Origin of the sequence: Eikenella corrodens, assembly GCF_900187105.1 — a bacterium.
Taxonomy (GTDB): Bacteria; Pseudomonadota; Gammaproteobacteria; order Burkholderiales; family Neisseriaceae; genus Eikenella; species Eikenella corrodens.
Window position 1 is genome coordinate 242,264 of record NZ_LT906482.1, and the last position, 17,382, is coordinate 259,645.

A 17,382-nucleotide genomic window follows, 5' to 3' on the forward strand; every position below is an offset into this window, starting at 1 on the left:
AAGACCGGTTGAATGGTCACAGGTAAATTTATATCAGGTTTTGCGTTTTCTTGCATAAATTAAGGTATAGTTTACTTTAGTCAAAGTACTTATTGATAGAAAAATTTGTAACTATGTTTAGAAAAATATTTAAAACTGTCTTTGGATTACTGTTGGGGCTGGCCTTATTCGGCATCGGACTGCTGGCTATTGCAGTTTTGGTAACTTATCCGAAACTCCCCAGCTTAGAGACGGTAACTAATTATCAACCCAGGATGCCGCTGACCATTTATTCATCAGACGGCAAACTCATCGGTATGTATGGCGAAGAGCGTCGCGCGTTTACCAAAATTGACGAATTTCCGCCGGTATTAATCAATGCCGTTATTGCCGCAGAAGATAAACGCTTCTACCAACACTGGGGGGTAGACGTTACTGGCGTGGCTCGTGCTCTGATTGGCAACTTCCGTGCCGGCGGTGTGCAATCTGGCGCCAGTACCATTACCCAACAGGTAGCCCGCAACTTTTACCTCACCAACGAGCGCAGCTACCGCCGTAAGTTCAATGAGGCTTTATTGGCCTACAAAATTGAGCAATCGCTAAGTAAACAACAGATTTTGGAGCTATATTTCAACCAAATCTACCTGGGCCAGCGTGCCTACGGCTTTGCTGCCGCTTCGCAGATTTACTTCAATAAGCCAGTTAAAGAGCTAACTTTGGCCGAAGCCACCATCCTGGCCGGTCTACCTAAAGCACCTTCTTCTTTCAATCCGATCGTGAACCCCGAACGTGCCCGTTTGCGCCAGCGTTATATTCTCAACAACATGGTTGAAGAAAAGATGATTACGCCCGCGGAACGTGACCAAGCGTTGGCTGAAGAATTGCATTACCGACGCCAACAGGTAGAGATTGACCAAAACTCTTTATATGTAGCCGAAATGGTTCGCCAAGAAATGTACGACCGATACGGCGAAGATGCCTATACTCAAGGCTTCCGTGTGTACACCACCGTTAGCTCAGAAAGCCAAAGAGTGGCCACCCTAGCCCTGCGCCGTGCACTGAAAGGCTTCGGGCTGGGTGCTTATCGTGGTGCAGAAGCCTTTATCGATTTAAAAACAATAGAAGCCGATGCATTGGATGAAAATCTCGATCAATATCTAGATACGGTTTACACCGTAGACGGCCTACAACCGGCAGTGGTGTTGCAGGCCAGCCGCTCTTCGATTGAAGCCTACACACAAGGCGGCAACCGCATCAAAATCAGCGGCAATGCACTCAACTATGTAGCGCGTACTATCAACAATGGCAAAGACAATGCCATCCGCCCCGGTGCGGTTATCCGCGTGCGCAAACTTGATCGCGGTTGGCAAATCAGCCAAATACCCGAGTTGCAAGGCGCATTTGTAGCATTAGACAGCAAAACCGGCGCTATCCGCGCCTTGGTGGGCGGTTTCGACTTCCATAGTAAGAGCTTCAACCGTGCCACTCAAGCAGAACGCCAGCCCGGGTCTACCTTCAAGCCCTTCGTATACTCCGCTGCTCTGGCCAAAGGCATGACTGCCGCCACCACTATCAACGATGCCCCGATCGAATTACCTGGCATGGGTAGCGGCGGCCGTCCGTGGCGCCCGAAAAACTCCGATGGCCGCTACTCTGGCTTCATCACCCTGCGCCAGGCGCTTACTGCATCTAAAAATATGGTTTCCATCCGTATCGTAATGGCACTAGGTGTGCACGAAGTGCATCAATACGTACAGCGTTTCGGCTTTAATGCCCGCCAGATTCCCGATTCACTGTCTATGGCCTTGGGCAGTGGCGTAACCACCCCGCTGCAAATGGCGCAGGCCTATGCCGTATTTGCCAACGGCGGCTATAAAGTATCGCCCTATGTGATTGACCGTATTGAAGATAATCAAGGCCGTTTGCGTGCCCAGATGAAGCCCTTGGTGGCCGGTGAAAGTGCGCCGCAGGTTATCGATCCGCGCAACGCCTATATCATGTACACCATTATGCAAGACGTGGTGCGCCGAGGCACCGGTGCCCGTGCCAACGCGCTGGGTCGACGCGATATTGCCGGCAAAACCGGTACCACCAACGAAAACAAAGACGCCTGGTTTGCCGGTTTCAATCCCGACTTGGTAGGCGTGGTGTATATCGGTTTCGACAAACCGCGCAGCATGGGCCGCGCCGGTTTCGGCGGCACGATTGCCTTGCCGGTGTGGGTGGAATACATGCGCTATGCGCTCCAAGGCGTGCCGCAAAAAGGCATGCCGATGCCAGCGAAGATTGTCCGCAATGGCGGCGAATACTTCCTGCAAGAGCAGCAGAGCACCAGCCCGCGCCTGGCTATCGACAACCGTGGCGCCACTCCTGATGCTGAAGATATCCAAGCCGCAGGCGGCGATCCGGTGATTCCGGAAGAAACCGCGGTAGAGCCGGTACAGCCGCAAAACGGCGGTGGAGGCGCAGCACCCTCACCAGAGATTGACGCCCTGTTCTAAACCAATCGCTCTGCCTGATTGAAAAGGCTACCTGAAAACCCTATCCGGTATTTTCAGGTAGCCTTTTTCTCTAGTCGAAATATATGCGACATCACCAAGCCAATCACAGTTGCCGCGTGGGCATCAAGTGACTTGTTCTGCGCCACAGGCTACCTGAAAACATAAGGCTTCAACCAAGTTCCAACGAGCTTTGCCCGTTCCCGCAAAGCTAACAATTTATTTTCAGGTAGCCTCTGGCTCAAACAGTATAATCTGCCCGCCAGACACCATCCAAGCAACAACATGACAACAAAACCGCATATTAAAAACTAAACGCCATTAAATAAGCAATAACGTGAGAATATGCCAAAACCTCGGCGCACAAAAATCGCAAACCATATAGTCAAGCCAAGCCCCTGCCCTGTATAATTCCGCCTCCGGCCGCTGCAGATTTGGGCGGCCGTTTTATTTTCCTGCCCCAGGGTGTGGCGGAAGCAATGATTTGTTCCTACAGGGCAGTGAGCCACAGACAGCAAGGCAAGCCAACGCAGTAGGAAGCAATTTAGTGCATTAACCATACCGAAACCCACTCCATACCCACATCACCATGAATCAAAAACCCTCCGTACTCGGCGGCGCCATGATTATCGCCGGCACTGTAATCGGTGCCGGTATGCTCGCCAACCCCACCGCCACTGCCGGCATCTGGTTTGTCGGCTCGCTCATCGTGCTGCTCTACACTTGGTTTTCCATGCTCTCCAGCGGCCTGATGATTCTCGAAGCCACCACCCACTACCCGCCCGGCGCCAACTTCGACACCATCGTCAAAGACCTGCTCGGCCGTGGCTGGAGCATCATCACCGGCCTTTCCGTGGCCTTCGTGCTCTACCTGCTCACCTACGCCTACATCTTCACCGGCGGCAACCTCACCGCCCAAGCCCTTCAAGCCCCGCTTTGGGTGGGGCAGATTGTGTTTGCCCTCGTCTTCGCTGGCTGCGTGTGGTGGTCCACCTTCTGGGTAGACCGCGGCACTACCATCCTCATCGGCGGCATGATTATGACCTTCCTCTGGGCCAACGGCGGCCTGCTCCTTTCCGCCCAGCCCGCCGTATTGTTCGATACCGCCGACAGCGGAAACGGCAGCTACTGGATCTACCTCGGCACCGCCCTGCCCGTCTGCCTCGCCTCCTTCGGCTTCCACGGCAACGTGTCCGGCCTGTTCGACTACTTCCGGGGCGACGCCAAAAAAGTGGCCCGCTCGCTCTGGCTCGGCACCTTGGTGGCGCTGGTGATCTACGCCCTCTGGCAGTTCGCCGTGCAAGGCAACCTGCCGCGTAGCCAGTTCGGCCCCGTGATTGCCGCGCAAGACAACGTGGCCGCCCTGCTCGCCGCCCTCTCCCAAGTGGCCGGCAGCGGGCTGGTGCGCGTGCTCTCCCTGTTTTCCTACATGGCCATCGCCTCCTCCTTCCTCGGCGTAACCCTCGGCCTGCTCGACTACCTCACCGACCTGTTCGGCTTCGGTACCAGCCGCGCCGGCCGCAGCAAAGCCGCCGCCCTCACCTTCCTGCCTCCGCTCGTTGCCTGCCTGCTGTTCCCCACCGGCTTCGTGCTCGCCATCAGCTACGTCGGCTTCGCCGCCACCGTATGGACGGCATTCGTGCCCGCCCTGCTGCTCTACGCCTGCCGCAAAAAATTCGGCGAAGGCAAAGGCTACCGCGTATATGGCGGGAAATGGCTGATGGCTTGGGTGTTCCTCTTCGGCCTGGCCAACGTGGCCGCCCAAATCCTCAGCCGAGCCAATATCCTGCCCGTGTTTAACGGCTGATACCCGCCAAAAATTTCAGGTAGCCTTCGGATAGCGGCTACCTGAAAAATGGTGGGGAACAGACTTTCCTCCATCTACAACAAAACGAAAGGCTACCTGAATTTTTTCAGGTAGCCTTTTGCTCTTGGTTCTACTCAACTTTCGTGCACTGCCGCCCCGTCCGACGCCGACAGCAACTTACGCACCAGCAGCGTCAGCGCAAACGTGGCCGCAATCACCGGCAGCGTGGTGCCCAGCGGCGGCTGCCATTGCAACATCAGGCGGTAGAACACAAAACCCGCCAGCCACAATACCAAGCTCACCCAATCCACTTCTCCCGAATTCGGCTTGCGTTTCAGCACAAAATAATCCGCAATCTGCACCGCAATCATCGGTGCAAACACCGAGCCGATAAAATACAGAAACCCTTCAAAGCGGCTCACATCAAACACCAGCGCCAGCAGCGTGCCCAGCAGCGTAACCGCCGCTGCCACCGCCACTTCACCAAAACGGCTGCTGATGCTGTAAAAGCTCACCCCGGCCGAATACGCATCCAAAAACGTGGTGCTCACCGTGGACAACACCACCACCAAAATCCCGGCCGCACCCAGCCCGGCATATTGCAGCATCGACGCGATTTCGCTCTGGCCGGCAAACAGCGCCGCCGCCAGCCCGATGGCATACATCCACGAGCTGGTGCAGAAATAAGCCAGCGTAGCCGAAAGCGTGGCCGCCCGTGCCTTGGCTGCGCGGCGGGTGTAGTCCGACACCAGCGGCAACCACGACAACGGCATCACCGCCGCCAGCTCCACCGCCAGCCCGAAACTCATCGCTTCCGCATCCGCCTGCCCGGCCGCCGCCGGCTCGCCGGAGGCTACCTGAACACTCAACCACAGCGTTAACGCAAATAGCGTGCCCATCGACACAAAATTGATTTTGCTGAAATTCCGCATCCCAATACGCAGCCACAGCAAAATCAGCGCGCCGATAATCACACTCCAGCCTATCTGTGCGCCGCTCCAGCCCGCCGTGAGCGCCGCCGCAGCCTGCGCCCCGGTGAAAATCATAATCGCCGTCCAGCCCACCAGCTGCACCACGTTGGCCGCCGAAAACAGCAGCGAGCCGCGACGGCCGAAGGAAAGCTGTACCGTTTCCATCGCACTGCGCCCCGTTTGCGCCCCAATCAGCCCGGCCAGATAAAACAGCACCCCGCCGATCACATGACCAATAGCCACTGCCAAAAGGCCCATGCGCCAGCCCAATGGCGCAAACAGCATGCCGGTGAGAATTTCCGCCACCGACACCGCCGCCCCAAACCAAATCACCGCCGAAGCGGTAACCGAAAGTTTATCTGCCTGCTGTTCCATCAAACTGTTTCCTCTATATTGTGAAAAACTATTCCACCGAGCCGCGTATCAAATGCGCACAAAAAAGCCCGGCACACCAAGCCGGGGGAGCAGAGCAGAGAAGACACCCATCCGTTCCGGATGGGGCAAAGCAACCCGAACAGCACCCGCCGCCCGCATTCCTCTGCCTGATAGTTCCCTACGCCGGTGCTAACCGGATCAGGTACAACGGGTATCCTCTCAGCCGCCCAAAGCAGCACCCCGACTAATTGGGCGCGATTATACCCCGCCGCCCTGTTTTTTCAAGCGGTGGTAGCAAAGGTGGCCGGGCATCCAGTTTTGCAATGCTTCCACCGGCAAGAATGTTTTCACACTCAGTCGTTTCGGTTCCGCAAACGTGCAAATCCGAATGGAAAGAGCACTAAAAACAGGGTAATCGAGAGCCAATTGCTGTTTAGCTTCGGAACTATCGAGGAGCAGCCCAGATGTTTTCAAGTAGCCTCTTCCCCACCCCACAGGCTACCTGAAAAACTTCAGCCAACTCTTACCACATCACCATAGCTCAACTTTGCATCGACAGTTCCCTGCCCGACAAGAATGCGGCAGCATTCAGCTTAAAGGCTACCTGAAAGCGGATATAGTGAGCTTTCAGGTAGCCTTTTGCATACGCCTAACGCCGGCCGCAAGGATGCTGGCGCGCCCTGCCCGGCCGCGTATCGCACAGCGACATGCCGCGCAGTCGGCGTGCCGCATCGGTTAGCTCCGCCCGGCTCGGCAAGTGGCGGAAAGCGTATTGCGCCACATAAAGCGCACGTTCGCCCCGCATCGCTTTTATCCAAGTATATTCCGGCCTGCCGCTTTGCGGGTTGTGCTCGCAGCTCATTTGCCAAAAAGCGAAGGGATAGCCGTTTTCCTGCCCTTCGCTCAGATTGATTGTGTTGCCGCCCGGGCAGGCGCTCCGCCAACCGTCCGACACCGCGCGGCGGAAATCGCTTACCGATCGGGTGTTGCCGGCGAAGGTTTGCAGGGTAACCATCCGCTCCCAGTTTTGCACCGTTTGTCCTCTCGGCACCAGCTCCACAATCGTCTGCCCGCCTTGCGAAGCCCGATATCCGATTTCAAATCCTGCCGGCGGTGCGCTGAAATAAACGATTTCTTCGCCGCGCTGGGCAGGCTTGGCCAGAGCCACCGCGGGCAACAGCATCAATATGGCCGGCCATAGTTTTAGTTTCATGTTTTCATCCTGAATTATTTTGAGTGGGGATAGATCAAACCAGATGGCAACAGGCAGCACATTGCCGCAAAGATTTGTCTGCCCTGTGCCCAAAAGGCTACCTGAAACCTTATTTCTGTTTTCAGGTAGCCTTCATGCAATCAACCGTGAAACTCTTCCACCCAGCCCCCTTCAAAGAAGCCCTGCAAAATCGCCTGCGCGGCCACTTGGTCGAGCACGGGCTTTTGTTTGCGGCCGTGCAGGCCGGTTTGATTGAGGAGCTCGGTGGCATAGAGCGAAGTGAGCCGCTCGTCTGCCCAATACACGGGCAAGCCGAAGCGGCCGTTGAGGCGGTGGCCGAACTTGCGGGCCAAGCGGGTCATTTCGTGTTCGCTGCCGTCGGTGGAAAACGGCAGCCCCACCACGAATTGCACCGGCCGCCATTCGGCCACCAGAGCGGCGATGGCGGCAAATTTTTTGTCGTTGCCCTCGCCGCTGATGGTAGCCAGCGGGTGGGCGATGCCCACTTCGGCGTCGCCCTGCGCCACGCCGATGCGGGTTTCGCCAAAATCGAAGGCCAGCGTGGTGCCGTGTGGGATATTAAGCATGGCCGCCGGTTCGGATGAGTTGTTCGGGTGCAATATTAAGCAGCGACATGGCAGCGTGGTAGCGCTGCTCGTGCGGCATGCCGAATATGATGTGTTCGCTGGCCGGCACGGTGAGCCAGCTGTTTTCTGCCAGCTCGCGCTCGAGCTGGCCGGCGCTCCAGCCGGTGTAGCCCATAAACAGCATGGCCTGCTTCACGCTTTGTTCGTCGTGCAGGTGGGGAAGGATGTCGCCGGAGGAAGTAAGCGCGAGGTTATCGCCCACGATGATGCTGCTCATCCAGTTGCCCGCCGGGCTGTGCAACACAAACCCGCGATCCACCTGTACCGGGCCGCCCAAGAAGATATAGTCGTCAAACAAATGCTGCGGCTCGGCGTGCTGCTGGGCAGACAGAATCTGCCGCAACGGCAACGGCGATGGCTTGTTGATAATCACGCCCATGCAGCCTTCGGCGGAATAGGAGCAAACATACACCACACTCTCGGCAAAGAAATTATCCTGCATATCGGGCATGGCGATGAGGAAATGGTTGGTTAAATCCATAATCGGTTTCGGCGTGTGTGGAAATGATTTGATTATATAGCGGTTATGCCCGATTTAATACCGTGCTGTTTTATCTGGGCTGGCAACTTTCAGGTAGCCTCAAAACTGCCCGCTAGCATTCCTCCGCATCCGATATATCTTCAAACCCCACCACATCACCCCCGAAATAATTCACCAAAATCCCATACGGCTCCGCAATCGGAAACACACTTTCCCGATAAACAATGCTCCAACTCTCCGCCCCGTTGCCAAACGCGAATTCAGGGCAAGCAACGCAATCGCGATAATCCGCCAACCGCGCCCCTGCCGCCATGCCCAACCAATCGGGGCGGCTTTTGGCAATGCGCTCAAAAAACAATTCAGTCTGCCGCTTGATATGGGCAAACTTCGATACCTTGTCTTGAATAAAATCAAAATCCACCCGCTCAACATCAGACGATTCAAGCGCCACCGACACCGGCATCTGCAAAAATTTCCCCACTAAGAAAACTCTGCCCGTGGTTTCTTCCCGCACCCGTTCCCATTCGCCCAAGGGCGTTGCCAGCATATCCATACTATTCCTTTTCGTATTCACACCGCATTCTACCAAACCGCCGCAGGCTACCTGAAAGCAAGCCAAGCGAGCTGCTATGCAGCAAAAGACCTGCCCCACCCTACCTACCCACATGATGAAAATTTCGCTCAAGCTTACATTTCAGGTAGCCGCGCTCCACCCCGCCCCGCATTCAATTCCCACCCAATCCGCTATATAATGCCGCCATCCCAATTTCCATCTGAAACGCACGCCATGAGCAAGCTCACCAAACCCATCGTCCTCCTCATTCTCGACGGCTTCGGCCACCGCCTCGAAGGCGACGACAACTCCGTCCTTCTCGCCAACACGCCCAATCTCGACCGCCTCAAAGCCCAATACGCCTACGGCACGATCGACGCCTCCGAACGCATGGTGGGCCTACCCTCCGGCCAGTTCGGCAACTCTGAAGTGGGGCATTTGAATATCGGTGCCGGCCGCGTGGTGGCGCAAGACATCACCCGCATCGATATGGCCATCGAAAACGGTTCGCTCGCGCAAAACCCCGCCCTCACCGCCGCCTGGCAAAGCCCCACGAAAACCGTGCACCTGCTCGGCTGCTTCTCCGACGGCGGCGTGCACAGCCACATCAACCACTTCTTCGCCGTGGCCGATGCCGCCCTGGCCGCCGGCATGCAGAAAATCGTGTTCCATCCCTTCTTAGACGGCCGCGACACCCCGCCGCAAAGTGCGGAAGGCTACCTGAAAACCCTGCAAAGCTATTGCGAGCAACACCCGCAAGTGAAAGTGGGCTGTGTGGTCGGCCGCTTCTTCGCCATGGACCGCGACAACCGCTGGGAGCGCGTTGAACAGGCCTACAACGCCCTGTTCGGCCAAGCCCCGTTCCGCGCCGACACGCCGCTGCAAGCCCTGGCCGCCGCCTATGAACGCGGCGAACACGACGAATTCGTGCAGCCCACCGTAATCGACCCCGCAGCCGCTCTGCGCGACGGCGATGCAGTTGTCTTCATGAACTTCCGCGCCGACCGCGCCCGCGAGCTGACCCAAGCCCTGCTGTTCGACGATTTCCAAGGCTTCCCGCGCCAACAGCGCTTCCGCCCCGGCTATTTCACCTCGCTCACCAGCTACGGCAGCCAATACCGCTTCCCGGTGCTGTTTGCCCAAGAAAGCATCCGCAACGGCCTGGGCGAATACCTGTCCGCCCAAGGCATCAGCCAGCTGCGCATTGCCGAAACCGAGAAATATCCGCACGTTACCTACTTCCTCAGCGGCGGCCGCGAAGAGCCCTATCCCGGCGAAGAGCGCATCCTCGTGCCCTCGCCCAAAGTCGCCACTTACGATTTGCAGCCCGAAATGAGCGCGCCGCAAGTGTGCCAACACATCCTCGACAGCCTCGCCGCCAAGCGTTTCGACGTGATTCTGTGCAACTTCGCCAACGGCGACATGGTCGGCCACAGCGGCGTGCTGGCTGCCACCATCAAAGCGGTGGAAACGCTCGACGACTGCGTGGGCAAAATCGTGGCTGCCGCCCAGGCAGCCGGCGGCGAAGTGCTGATTACCGCCGACCACGGCAACTGCGAGCAGATGTTCGACCCCGCCAACGGCCAGCCGCACACCCAGCACACCACCAACCCCGTGCCCTTCCTGTATGTGGGCCGCCCCGCCCGCATCAAGGCCGGCGGCGCACTGAAAGACATCGCCCCCACCCTCCTCGCCATGCTCGGCCTGCCAAAACCGCAGGAAATGAGCGGCGAGAGCCTGATTGAGTTTGTTTGACCGCCCAGCAGCAGGCTACCTGAAAGCTTCAGGTAGCCTCCACCCGCCATGAGCTTCCTCACCATCCTCGCCCTCGCCTTCGGCATGTCTATGGACGCCTTCGCCGCGGCCATCGCCCAAGGCGCCGCCATCGGCACACCCACCCGCCGGGGCACACTGCGCACCGCCGCCGTGTTTGGCAGTGTGGAAACCCTCACCCCGCTCATCGGCTGGGCAATCGGCTCCGTGGCACAACACTACATCGCCGATTGGGACCACTGGATCGCCTTCACCCTGCTGCTCCTACTCGGCCTGCGCATGATTTACGGCGCGCTACAGCCGGAACAGCCCGCCGGGGAACAATCTGCAGAGGCACAGCCAGAAAGCGGCCAATCCGGCCGCCGCCCGCCCTCGCCGCTCATGCTCGTCGCCATCGCCTTCGCCACCAGCATCGACTCCATGATTGTCGGCGTCGGCCTGGCCTTCCTCGAAGTCAACATCCTGCTCACTGCCCTCGCCATCGGCCTGGCCACCACCATCATGGCCGCCATCGGTCTGCGCTTGGGCAGCTTCCTGGGCAGCGCCATCGGCAAACGCGCCGAAATCCTCGGCGGCCTCGTCCTCATCGGCATCGGTACGCTCATCCTCGCCGAACACCTCCATTTCCTCTAAATCCTTTTCAGGTAGCCTCTCCTTTTTTCAGGTAGCCTCATGAAGCACAGCAAAATCCTCATTCTCCTCGCCCTCCTCTGCAGCGTCCTGCCCGCCGCCGCCGCGCCTAAAGACGACCTGCGCCAAGTACAGCGCGCCATCGGCGAGAGCAACCGCAAGCTCCAACAACAGCAAAGCGAACAACGCCAGCTGCAAAGCAACATCCGCCAAACCCAAAGCGAACTCGACACCGTGCGCCGCGAGCTCGACCGCCTCACCCGCAGCCGCCAAACCGCCTGGCGCGAGCTGCAAGCCATGCAGGCCAAGCTCGACAGCCTGCAAACCCGCATCCAAAGCACCCAAGCCCAAGCCGCCCGCCTGCTCAACAGCCGCTACCGCAACCAGCAGCCCAACGCCGTCACCCTGTTTCTGCAAAACGCCGACCCCCAGCAGAAAGGCCGCCACCTCGAATACCTGCGCCACCTCAACCAAGCCAACGCCCAGGCCCTTAGCCAGCTGCAACACAACCGCCAAGAGCTCAAACAGCAGCAAGACAGCATCAACGAGCAGCTGAAGCGGCTCGACGCCCTCAAACGCCAACAGCAAACCACCGCCGCCCGCCTCGGTCGCCAACAGCAACAGCAGCAACGCCAACAGCAAAGCCTCGAGCAAGACATCAGCCGCGAAACCGCCAAGCTGCAAACCCTGCGCCAAAACGAAAGCCGCCTCAACGGCCTCATCGCCAGCCTCAGCCGCCGCTCCGCCCAACGGCAGGAAGCCGAACGCCAGCGCCGTGCCCAAGCCCTGCGCCAACACCGCCAGCAGCAAGCCCAACAAGCCCAAAACGGCAACCAACCCGCCCCACGTCCGCACAGGCCACCTGAAAGCGAACGAAACGAAGCCCGTCAACACGACACCCCAACACCAGAAAACCCCAACCGCAACACCCTCACCGCCGAAGACCTCGCCCTCGAAGCCCCCGAGGTCCAAGAGCCGCAAAGCCAAGGCTTCAGCCGCATGCAAGGCCGCCTGCAACGCCCCGCCAGCGGCAGCATCAGTGGCCGCTTCGGCCAAGCCCGCCCCGGCGGCGGCACCTGGAAAGGACTCTTCATCAGCACCCAGCCCACCGCCGTGCGCAGCATCGCCGAAGGCGAAGTCGCCTACGCCGCCCCCCTGCAAGGCTACGGCAACACCGTTATCGTCGACCACGGCAGCGGCTACCTCAGCATCTACACCGGCCTCTCCCAAATCAGCGCTGGCGCCGGCAGCCGCGTATCCGCCCGCCAAACCATCGGCCGCAGTGGCAGCCTCCCCAACGGTGAAAACGGCCTCTACTTTGAAATCCGCTACCGTAACCAAGCCATGAACCCCGCTTCATGGGTGAACTAGCCAAACCGGTGAGCAAAAATTTCAGGTAGCCTTTAGTCCGCGTCAAAGGCTACCTGAAAATATAGCGCCAACACCCGCCGTATTTTCCAGCCAGCCTTGCCATCCATCTCCCCCCAACAATCCATCCCAACCCCGTTTAACATTTATTTTCCCCCACCCCCTTGCTGGAACAAGCAAATTTGCCTAAAGTTCAGCCTTTCGAGCCACACAGCAGGCTACCTGAAAAAACACAGCTCCCGCCACCGCCGATTATCCTGGCTCAGATTAACAAAACCCGAAAGACCAACACCCATTATGTCCAACAACACCTTCAAAAAAATCGCCCTCTACACCCTGGGCACCTTCAGCGGCATCGCCGTGAGCCTGAGCATGCAGAGCTTTGCCGAAACCCGCAGCCAGCAGCCCCTGCCGGTGGATTCCCTGCGTACCATGGCCGAAGTGTACAGCCAGGTGAAAGCCAACTACTATCAAGACAAAACCGACGACGAAATCCTCGAAGGCGCGCTCAAAGGCATGGTTTCCAACCTCGACCCGCACTCCGAGTATATGAACCTCAAAGACTACGCCGACATGCAAGAATCCACCAAAGGCGAATTCGGCGGCCTAGGCATGGAAGTGGGCAGTGAAGACGGCTTCGTAAAAGTGGTCTCACCGATTGAAGACACCCCCGCCGAACGCGCCGGCATTCAAAGCGGCGACTACATCATCAAAATCGATGATGCCTCCACCCGCGGCATGAGCGTAAACGATGCCGTGAAGCGTATGCGCGGCGAGCCGGGCACCAAAATCACCCTCACCCTCACCCGCAAAGACGCGCCCCAGCCCATCGTGGTTACCCTCACCCGCGCCGTGATTAAAGTGCGCAGCGTGCGCCACGACATCATCGAGCCCGGCTACGGCTACCTGCGTATCAGCCAATTCCAAGAGCGCACCGTGCCCGCTATGACCGAGGCACTGCAAGCCATGCACCAAACCAACGGCGGCCCGCTCAAAGGCCTGATCATCGACCTGCGCGACGACCCCGGCGGCCTGCTCAACGGTGCCGTGGGCGTATCTGCCGCCTTCCTGCAAAACGGGCAGCTCGTGGTGAGCACCAAAGGCCGTGACGGCAAAGAAAACATGAATCTCAAAGCCCAGCCCGCCGACTACCAAATCGGCAGCAGCAAAGACCCGCTTGCCGGCCTGCCTGCCGAATTTAAAACCATCCCCATCACCGTGTTGATTAACTCCGGTTCCGCCTCCGCCTCCGAAATCGTGGCCGGCGCCCTTCAAGACCACAAACGCGCCGTGATTGTGGGCACGCAAAGCTTCGGCAAAGGCTCCGTACAATCCGTAATGCCCCTTTCCAACGGCGGCGCGCTGAAAATCACCACCCAGCTCTACTACACCCCCAGCGGTCGTTCCATCCAAGCCCAAGGCATCGTGCCCGATGTGGAAGTGGCCGATAAAACCCGCCGTTATGAAAGTCGCGAAGCCGACCTCTCCGGCCACCTGAGCAACCCCAACGGCGGCAACGAAGTGCGCGGCCGCGCGCTGAACAACCACAGCGCTGAAAACAAAGCCGCCTCCGAGCCCGCTGCTAAAGACGAGGCCGACAACAACCCCGCCACCCGCTACAAACCCAATCCGGCCAAAGACGACCAACTGCGCCGCGCTTTGGAACTGGTGAAAGCCCCGCAACAATGGCGCGCCGCCCTAGGCCAAGCCGCCACCCGCCCGGCCAAACCGATTGAGCACTAAGCGGATTAGGCAAGCAAACAAAGGCTACCTGAAAATTTTCAGGTAGCCTTTTATGTTGATGCGGCCCACGCCACGTTTTCCAAAATATAGCGGAATAAAAAAGTAGAACAAAGCGGCTAGCCGCAGCAAGTATAAGCAGCACGGCAAAGCAAACCAACGCGCAGCAACGTTCCTTTTCAACCCGCTATAAATGCCCGCCCCATTGCCTTATATCAACACCGAACCGCATCCCCTAGTGTACAATACAACACATTGTATTAAATGCTTTTCAACCAGATAGGAGCCCATGCAATGAAACCGATTTATCTCGCCGCCTTCCTACTCGCCGCCTGCGCCGCCCGCCCCAATCCGGCCGACAGCGCCCCCCCGCCCCCCGCAGCCCCTGAGCAGCCTGCTCCCGTGGCGCAGCCTGTTGCCACAGCGCCCAATGCAACCGCAACCGAACTCTCCCGCCACGGCTGGCGCATCACCCGCATCGGCCGCCACGCCGCCAACGGATCGTTGGCGTTCAACGCCAACAATCGCGTGAACGCCTCGTTCGGCTGTAATTCCCTATCCGGCCACTTCAGCCACCAAGGCCAAAACCTACAAATCGGCGAGCTCGCCACCACGCTGATGCTCTGCCCGCCGAATGTTCAGGCGCAGGAAGAATGGCTCTCAGCCGCCTTTGCTCGCACCGCCGCCTACCGCATCAACGGCAATAAGCTGGAACTGCTCGACCGCAGGCAGCATGTCATCCTGCAAGCCGAACCGGCACGCTAAGCCCCAATCAGGCTACCTGAAGATGGTTTTTCAGGTAGCCTGATTGGGGCTGTTGACAGCTACTTTTCCAAGCGGATTTTTGCCCCAAAGGCAGCAGATTCAAGTCGGAAACCGCAGTAAGGCTGGGCACCTTGCGAGGATTTCCAACGCGGAAAATGCCGTCTTTGGGGTGAAAAATGCGGAAACCAGCAGTTATCAACAGACCCTAACATAAGAAAAGATTAGTTAAACTCCAGCACATTGGCTATAATCTGCCCGTTGTTTCCCTTTTATTACTTTTTTAACCAAAAGGAGCATTCCATGCAGAAATTTACTCTCGCCGCCATCGCCGCTCTGATGGCTGCTGCCCCTGCCTTCGCCGCACCTGCGCAGGCCGACGACTGGCTGCCCGAAGCACAAAGAATCAACCGCGAAATCGTGCGTCAACGGAGTAGCGATGCGCGAGAACTCCAGCTGTTCAATGGCAATCTGGCACAAAACCGCAGCCAAAACCATACCATTCAGCTCCAAGCCGGCAAATCCTACGTATTTTTTGCCGACTGCGACCGCCAATGCTCCGACATCGACCTCAAGCTGACCGATAGCAACGGCAAAACCATCAAAGAAGATGACGACGACGACGACAATCCCGTCATCAACAGCGCTATTGCAACCAGCGGTACCTACACCCTTACCGCCAACATGACCAAATGCGAAGCCTCCTCCGGCTGTGCCTACAGCATCCAAGCCTTTGAAAACGGCCCATGGCTGCCTGAAGCTCAAAAAATAAACCGTGATATCGTGCGTAGAAAAGACCCCCAAGCCCGCCAAGTTCATCTGTTTAACGGCCGTGCTGCCAAAGAGCAAAATCGCAGCCACCAAGTACAGCTCACCGCCGGCAAATACTACAGCTTCTTCGCCGATTGCGACTACTCTTGCAGCGATATCGACCTGACCCTCAAAGCAGCCGATGGCCGCGTAATTAAAGAAGATAACGACGACGACGATTCTCCAATATTCGGCTGGCGTGCCAACCGCACCGGCAGCTACACCCTCACTGTTACCATGCCGAAATGTGACACCGAACAATGCGAATACAGCAGCCAAGTATTCATGGGCACCAAACCCGTGTTTGATCACTAAACTCTAGTGTTCTTAAAGAAGGCTACCTGAAGATTTCAGGTAGCCTTTTGCCTTCCTTACTCAGCCAAAAATACTAGCATTCAACCGTAATCAAATGATTTAAAAAGAATATAAAAGTAGAGTATTTCTCTAATTTACATTATAATGCGCACACTCTTTCACTTAACCAATCAAAAGGAAGACATATGAAAAAATTTGCCGTTTTAGGCCTGGTTGCCCTGATTGCCGCTCCTGCCGCCCTGGCTGCACCTAATGGCTCATGGCTGCCCGAAGCCCAGCAATTCAACAGACAAGCTGTTCGCTCTAAAGACGAGAGCGCCCGCCAAGCCGACCTATTCCAAGGCGCAGCTAAAGTGAGCGAGACCAAAAACCACCAGGTTCAGCTCACTGCCGGTAAATACTACACCTTCTTCGCCGACTGCGACCGCGACTGCGACAACATCGACCTGACCCTCAAATCAGCCGATGGCAGCGTAATTAAAGCCGACACCGAAGATGACGACGCCCCCATGTTCAGCTGGCGTGCCAATCGCACCGGCCGCTACACACTGAGCGTAGCCATCCCCGGCTGCCATACCGACAGCGGCTGCAAATACAGCGGTCAAGTATTCGTTGGCAACCGAGATATTTTCGCCGACTAATCACGCTAAATCATGCAAACAGGCAGGCCGCAAGCTTGCCTGTTGTTATTGCCCGGAACCATCTGATAAAGGCTACCTGAAACTTTCAGGTAGCCTTACTGCATCCGTACCCCATAAAACACCAAATATATAAATAATATAATGATTTTAAAAGAATAAAAAATTACAGTGTTCCCTAAGCTTACATTATAATGCGCACACTCACCTAACCAATCAAAAGAAAAAAACATGAAACAATTTGCCGTCTTGGGCCTAGCCGCTCTGATTGCCGCCCCCGCCGCCCTAGCTGAGCCTAGGAGCTCATGGCTGCCCGAAGTCCAGCAGGTTTACAAACAACTTATGCAGGAAAAAGACCCGGGTGCCCGCCAAGCAGAGCTGTTCCAAGGCAGCGCCAAAGTGGGCGAAACCAAAACCCACCAGATTCAACTCACCGCCGGCAAATACTACACCTTCTTCGCCGCCTGCGATCACGACTGCAACAACATCGACCTAACCCTCAAATCAGCCGATGGCAGCGTAGTCAAAGCCGATACTGAAGAAGACGACGCCCCCATGTTCGGCCTGCGCCCCACCCGCACCGGCCGCTACACCTTAAGCGTAACCATCCCCGGCTGCAAAACCGCCTCCGGCTGCCAATACAGCAGCAATGTATTCGTGGGCAACCAACAAATCTTCCGAGATTAACCGCCCAACTTACAAACAGGCATGCCTCAGGCTTGCCTGTTTTTTATTTGCCTTGGTTCAAGCTGCCAGCTGGAAGGCTACCTGAAACTTTAGCTTCGCGGAAACTCACAAGCTCGTTTTCAGCCAGCCTGTAAA

15 protein-coding genes and 1 riboswitch are annotated in these 17,382 nt (G+C 57.3%); of the genes, 10 read left to right on the forward strand and 5 right to left on the reverse strand.

Translation table 11 applies throughout. From position 1 onward, the window contains the following. Window positions 1-113 precede the first annotated feature (113 nt). Together CKV94_RS01270 and CKV94_RS01275 are read left to right on the forward strand one after the other, a co-directional pair. Window positions 114-2,480 carry a penicillin-binding protein 1A gene (locus CKV94_RS01270; protein ID WP_003823237.1) on the forward strand — a complete coding sequence of 789 codons (2,367 nt, stop codon included), beginning with the start codon at window positions 114-116 and terminating at the stop codon, window positions 2,478-2,480. A 586-nt stretch (window positions 2,481-3,066) separates the two neighbouring features. Next, on the forward strand, window positions 3,067-4,284 hold the full coding sequence (locus CKV94_RS01275) for an aromatic amino acid transporter (protein ID WP_003823241.1): 1,218 nt from the start codon (window positions 3,067-3,069) through the stop codon (window positions 4,282-4,284). A 134-nt stretch (window positions 4,285-4,418) separates the two neighbouring features. On the opposite strand, the gene cytX is transcribed toward CKV94_RS01275, so the two are convergent. From cytX to CKV94_RS01300, 5 genes are all read right to left on the reverse strand, one after another. After that, window positions 4,419-5,630 carry a putative hydroxymethylpyrimidine transporter CytX gene (gene cytX / locus CKV94_RS01280; RefSeq protein ID WP_003823243.1) on the reverse strand — a complete coding sequence of 404 codons (1,212 nt, stop codon included), beginning with the start codon at window positions 5,628-5,630 and terminating at the stop codon, window positions 4,419-4,421. Window positions 5,631-5,788: 158 nt separating this feature from the next. Beyond that, a riboswitch (TPP riboswitch) is annotated at window positions 5,789-5,883 on the reverse strand. Window positions 5,884-6,279: 396 nt separating this feature from the next. Next, a complete protein-coding gene (locus CKV94_RS01285; protein WP_143336511.1) occupies window positions 6,280-6,843 on the reverse strand; it encodes a hypothetical protein in 564 nt (187 codons plus the stop codon). Between the two features lie 140 nt (window positions 6,844-6,983). Then, entirely contained in the window at window positions 6,984-7,430 is a 447-nt protein-coding gene (ruvX, locus tag CKV94_RS01290) for a Holliday junction resolvase RuvX (RefSeq protein ID WP_003823245.1), read from the reverse strand. After that, entirely contained in the window at window positions 7,423-7,971 is a 549-nt protein-coding gene (locus tag CKV94_RS01295; RefSeq protein WP_003823247.1) for a YqgE/AlgH family protein, read from the reverse strand. Before CKV94_RS01295 ends, ruvX begins: the two co-directional genes overlap by 8 nt. Before the next feature lie 112 nt (window positions 7,972-8,083). After that, window positions 8,084-8,524 carry a hypothetical protein gene (locus CKV94_RS01300; RefSeq protein ID WP_003823248.1) on the reverse strand — a complete coding sequence of 147 codons (441 nt, stop codon included), beginning with the start codon at window positions 8,522-8,524 and terminating at the stop codon, window positions 8,084-8,086. Between the two features lie 234 nt (window positions 8,525-8,758). On the opposite strand from CKV94_RS01300, the gene gpmI reads away from it, so the two are divergent. The 8 genes from gpmI to CKV94_RS01340 all read left to right on the forward strand — a co-directional run bounded on the left by gpmI (window position 8,759) and on the right by CKV94_RS01340 (window position 17,247). Continuing rightward, the gene (gpmI, locus tag CKV94_RS01305) at window positions 8,759-10,279 is read left to right on the forward strand and encodes a 2,3-bisphosphoglycerate-independent phosphoglycerate mutase (protein ID WP_003823250.1); all 1,521 of its coding nucleotides are present in this window, start codon (window positions 8,759-8,761) and stop codon (window positions 10,277-10,279) included. 48 nt (window positions 10,280-10,327) lie between these two features. Further along, window positions 10,328-10,930, forward strand: coding sequence for a manganese efflux pump MntP (locus CKV94_RS01310; protein WP_003823251.1), 603 nt, complete (start codon window positions 10,328-10,330; stop codon window positions 10,928-10,930). A 39-nt stretch (window positions 10,931-10,969) separates the two neighbouring features. Then, on the forward strand, window positions 10,970-12,298 hold the full coding sequence (locus CKV94_RS01315; protein WP_003823252.1) for a murein hydrolase activator EnvC family protein: 1,329 nt from the start codon (window positions 10,970-10,972) through the stop codon (window positions 12,296-12,298). A gap of 294 nt (window positions 12,299-12,592) precedes the next feature. Then, entirely contained in the window at window positions 12,593-14,038 is a 1,446-nt protein-coding gene (locus tag CKV94_RS01320) for a S41 family peptidase (RefSeq protein WP_003823256.1), read from the forward strand. Between the two features lie 291 nt (window positions 14,039-14,329). After that, window positions 14,330-14,800 carry an META domain-containing protein gene (locus tag CKV94_RS01325; protein ID WP_035580154.1) on the forward strand — a complete coding sequence of 157 codons (471 nt, stop codon included), beginning with the start codon at window positions 14,330-14,332 and terminating at the stop codon, window positions 14,798-14,800. Window positions 14,801-15,100: 300 nt separating this feature from the next. Further along, entirely contained in the window at window positions 15,101-15,922 is an 822-nt protein-coding gene (locus CKV94_RS01330; protein ID WP_050754437.1) for a hypothetical protein, read from the forward strand. Between the two features lie 185 nt (window positions 15,923-16,107). Further along, complete coding sequence (locus CKV94_RS01335) at window positions 16,108-16,563, forward strand: hypothetical protein (RefSeq protein ID WP_003823261.1); 456 nt, start codon at window positions 16,108-16,110, stop codon at window positions 16,561-16,563. A gap of 228 nt (window positions 16,564-16,791) precedes the next feature. Further along, complete coding sequence (locus tag CKV94_RS01340; RefSeq protein WP_003823263.1) at window positions 16,792-17,247, forward strand: hypothetical protein; 456 nt, start codon at window positions 16,792-16,794, stop codon at window positions 17,245-17,247. The last annotated feature ends 135 nt before the right edge of the window (window positions 17,248-17,382 follow it).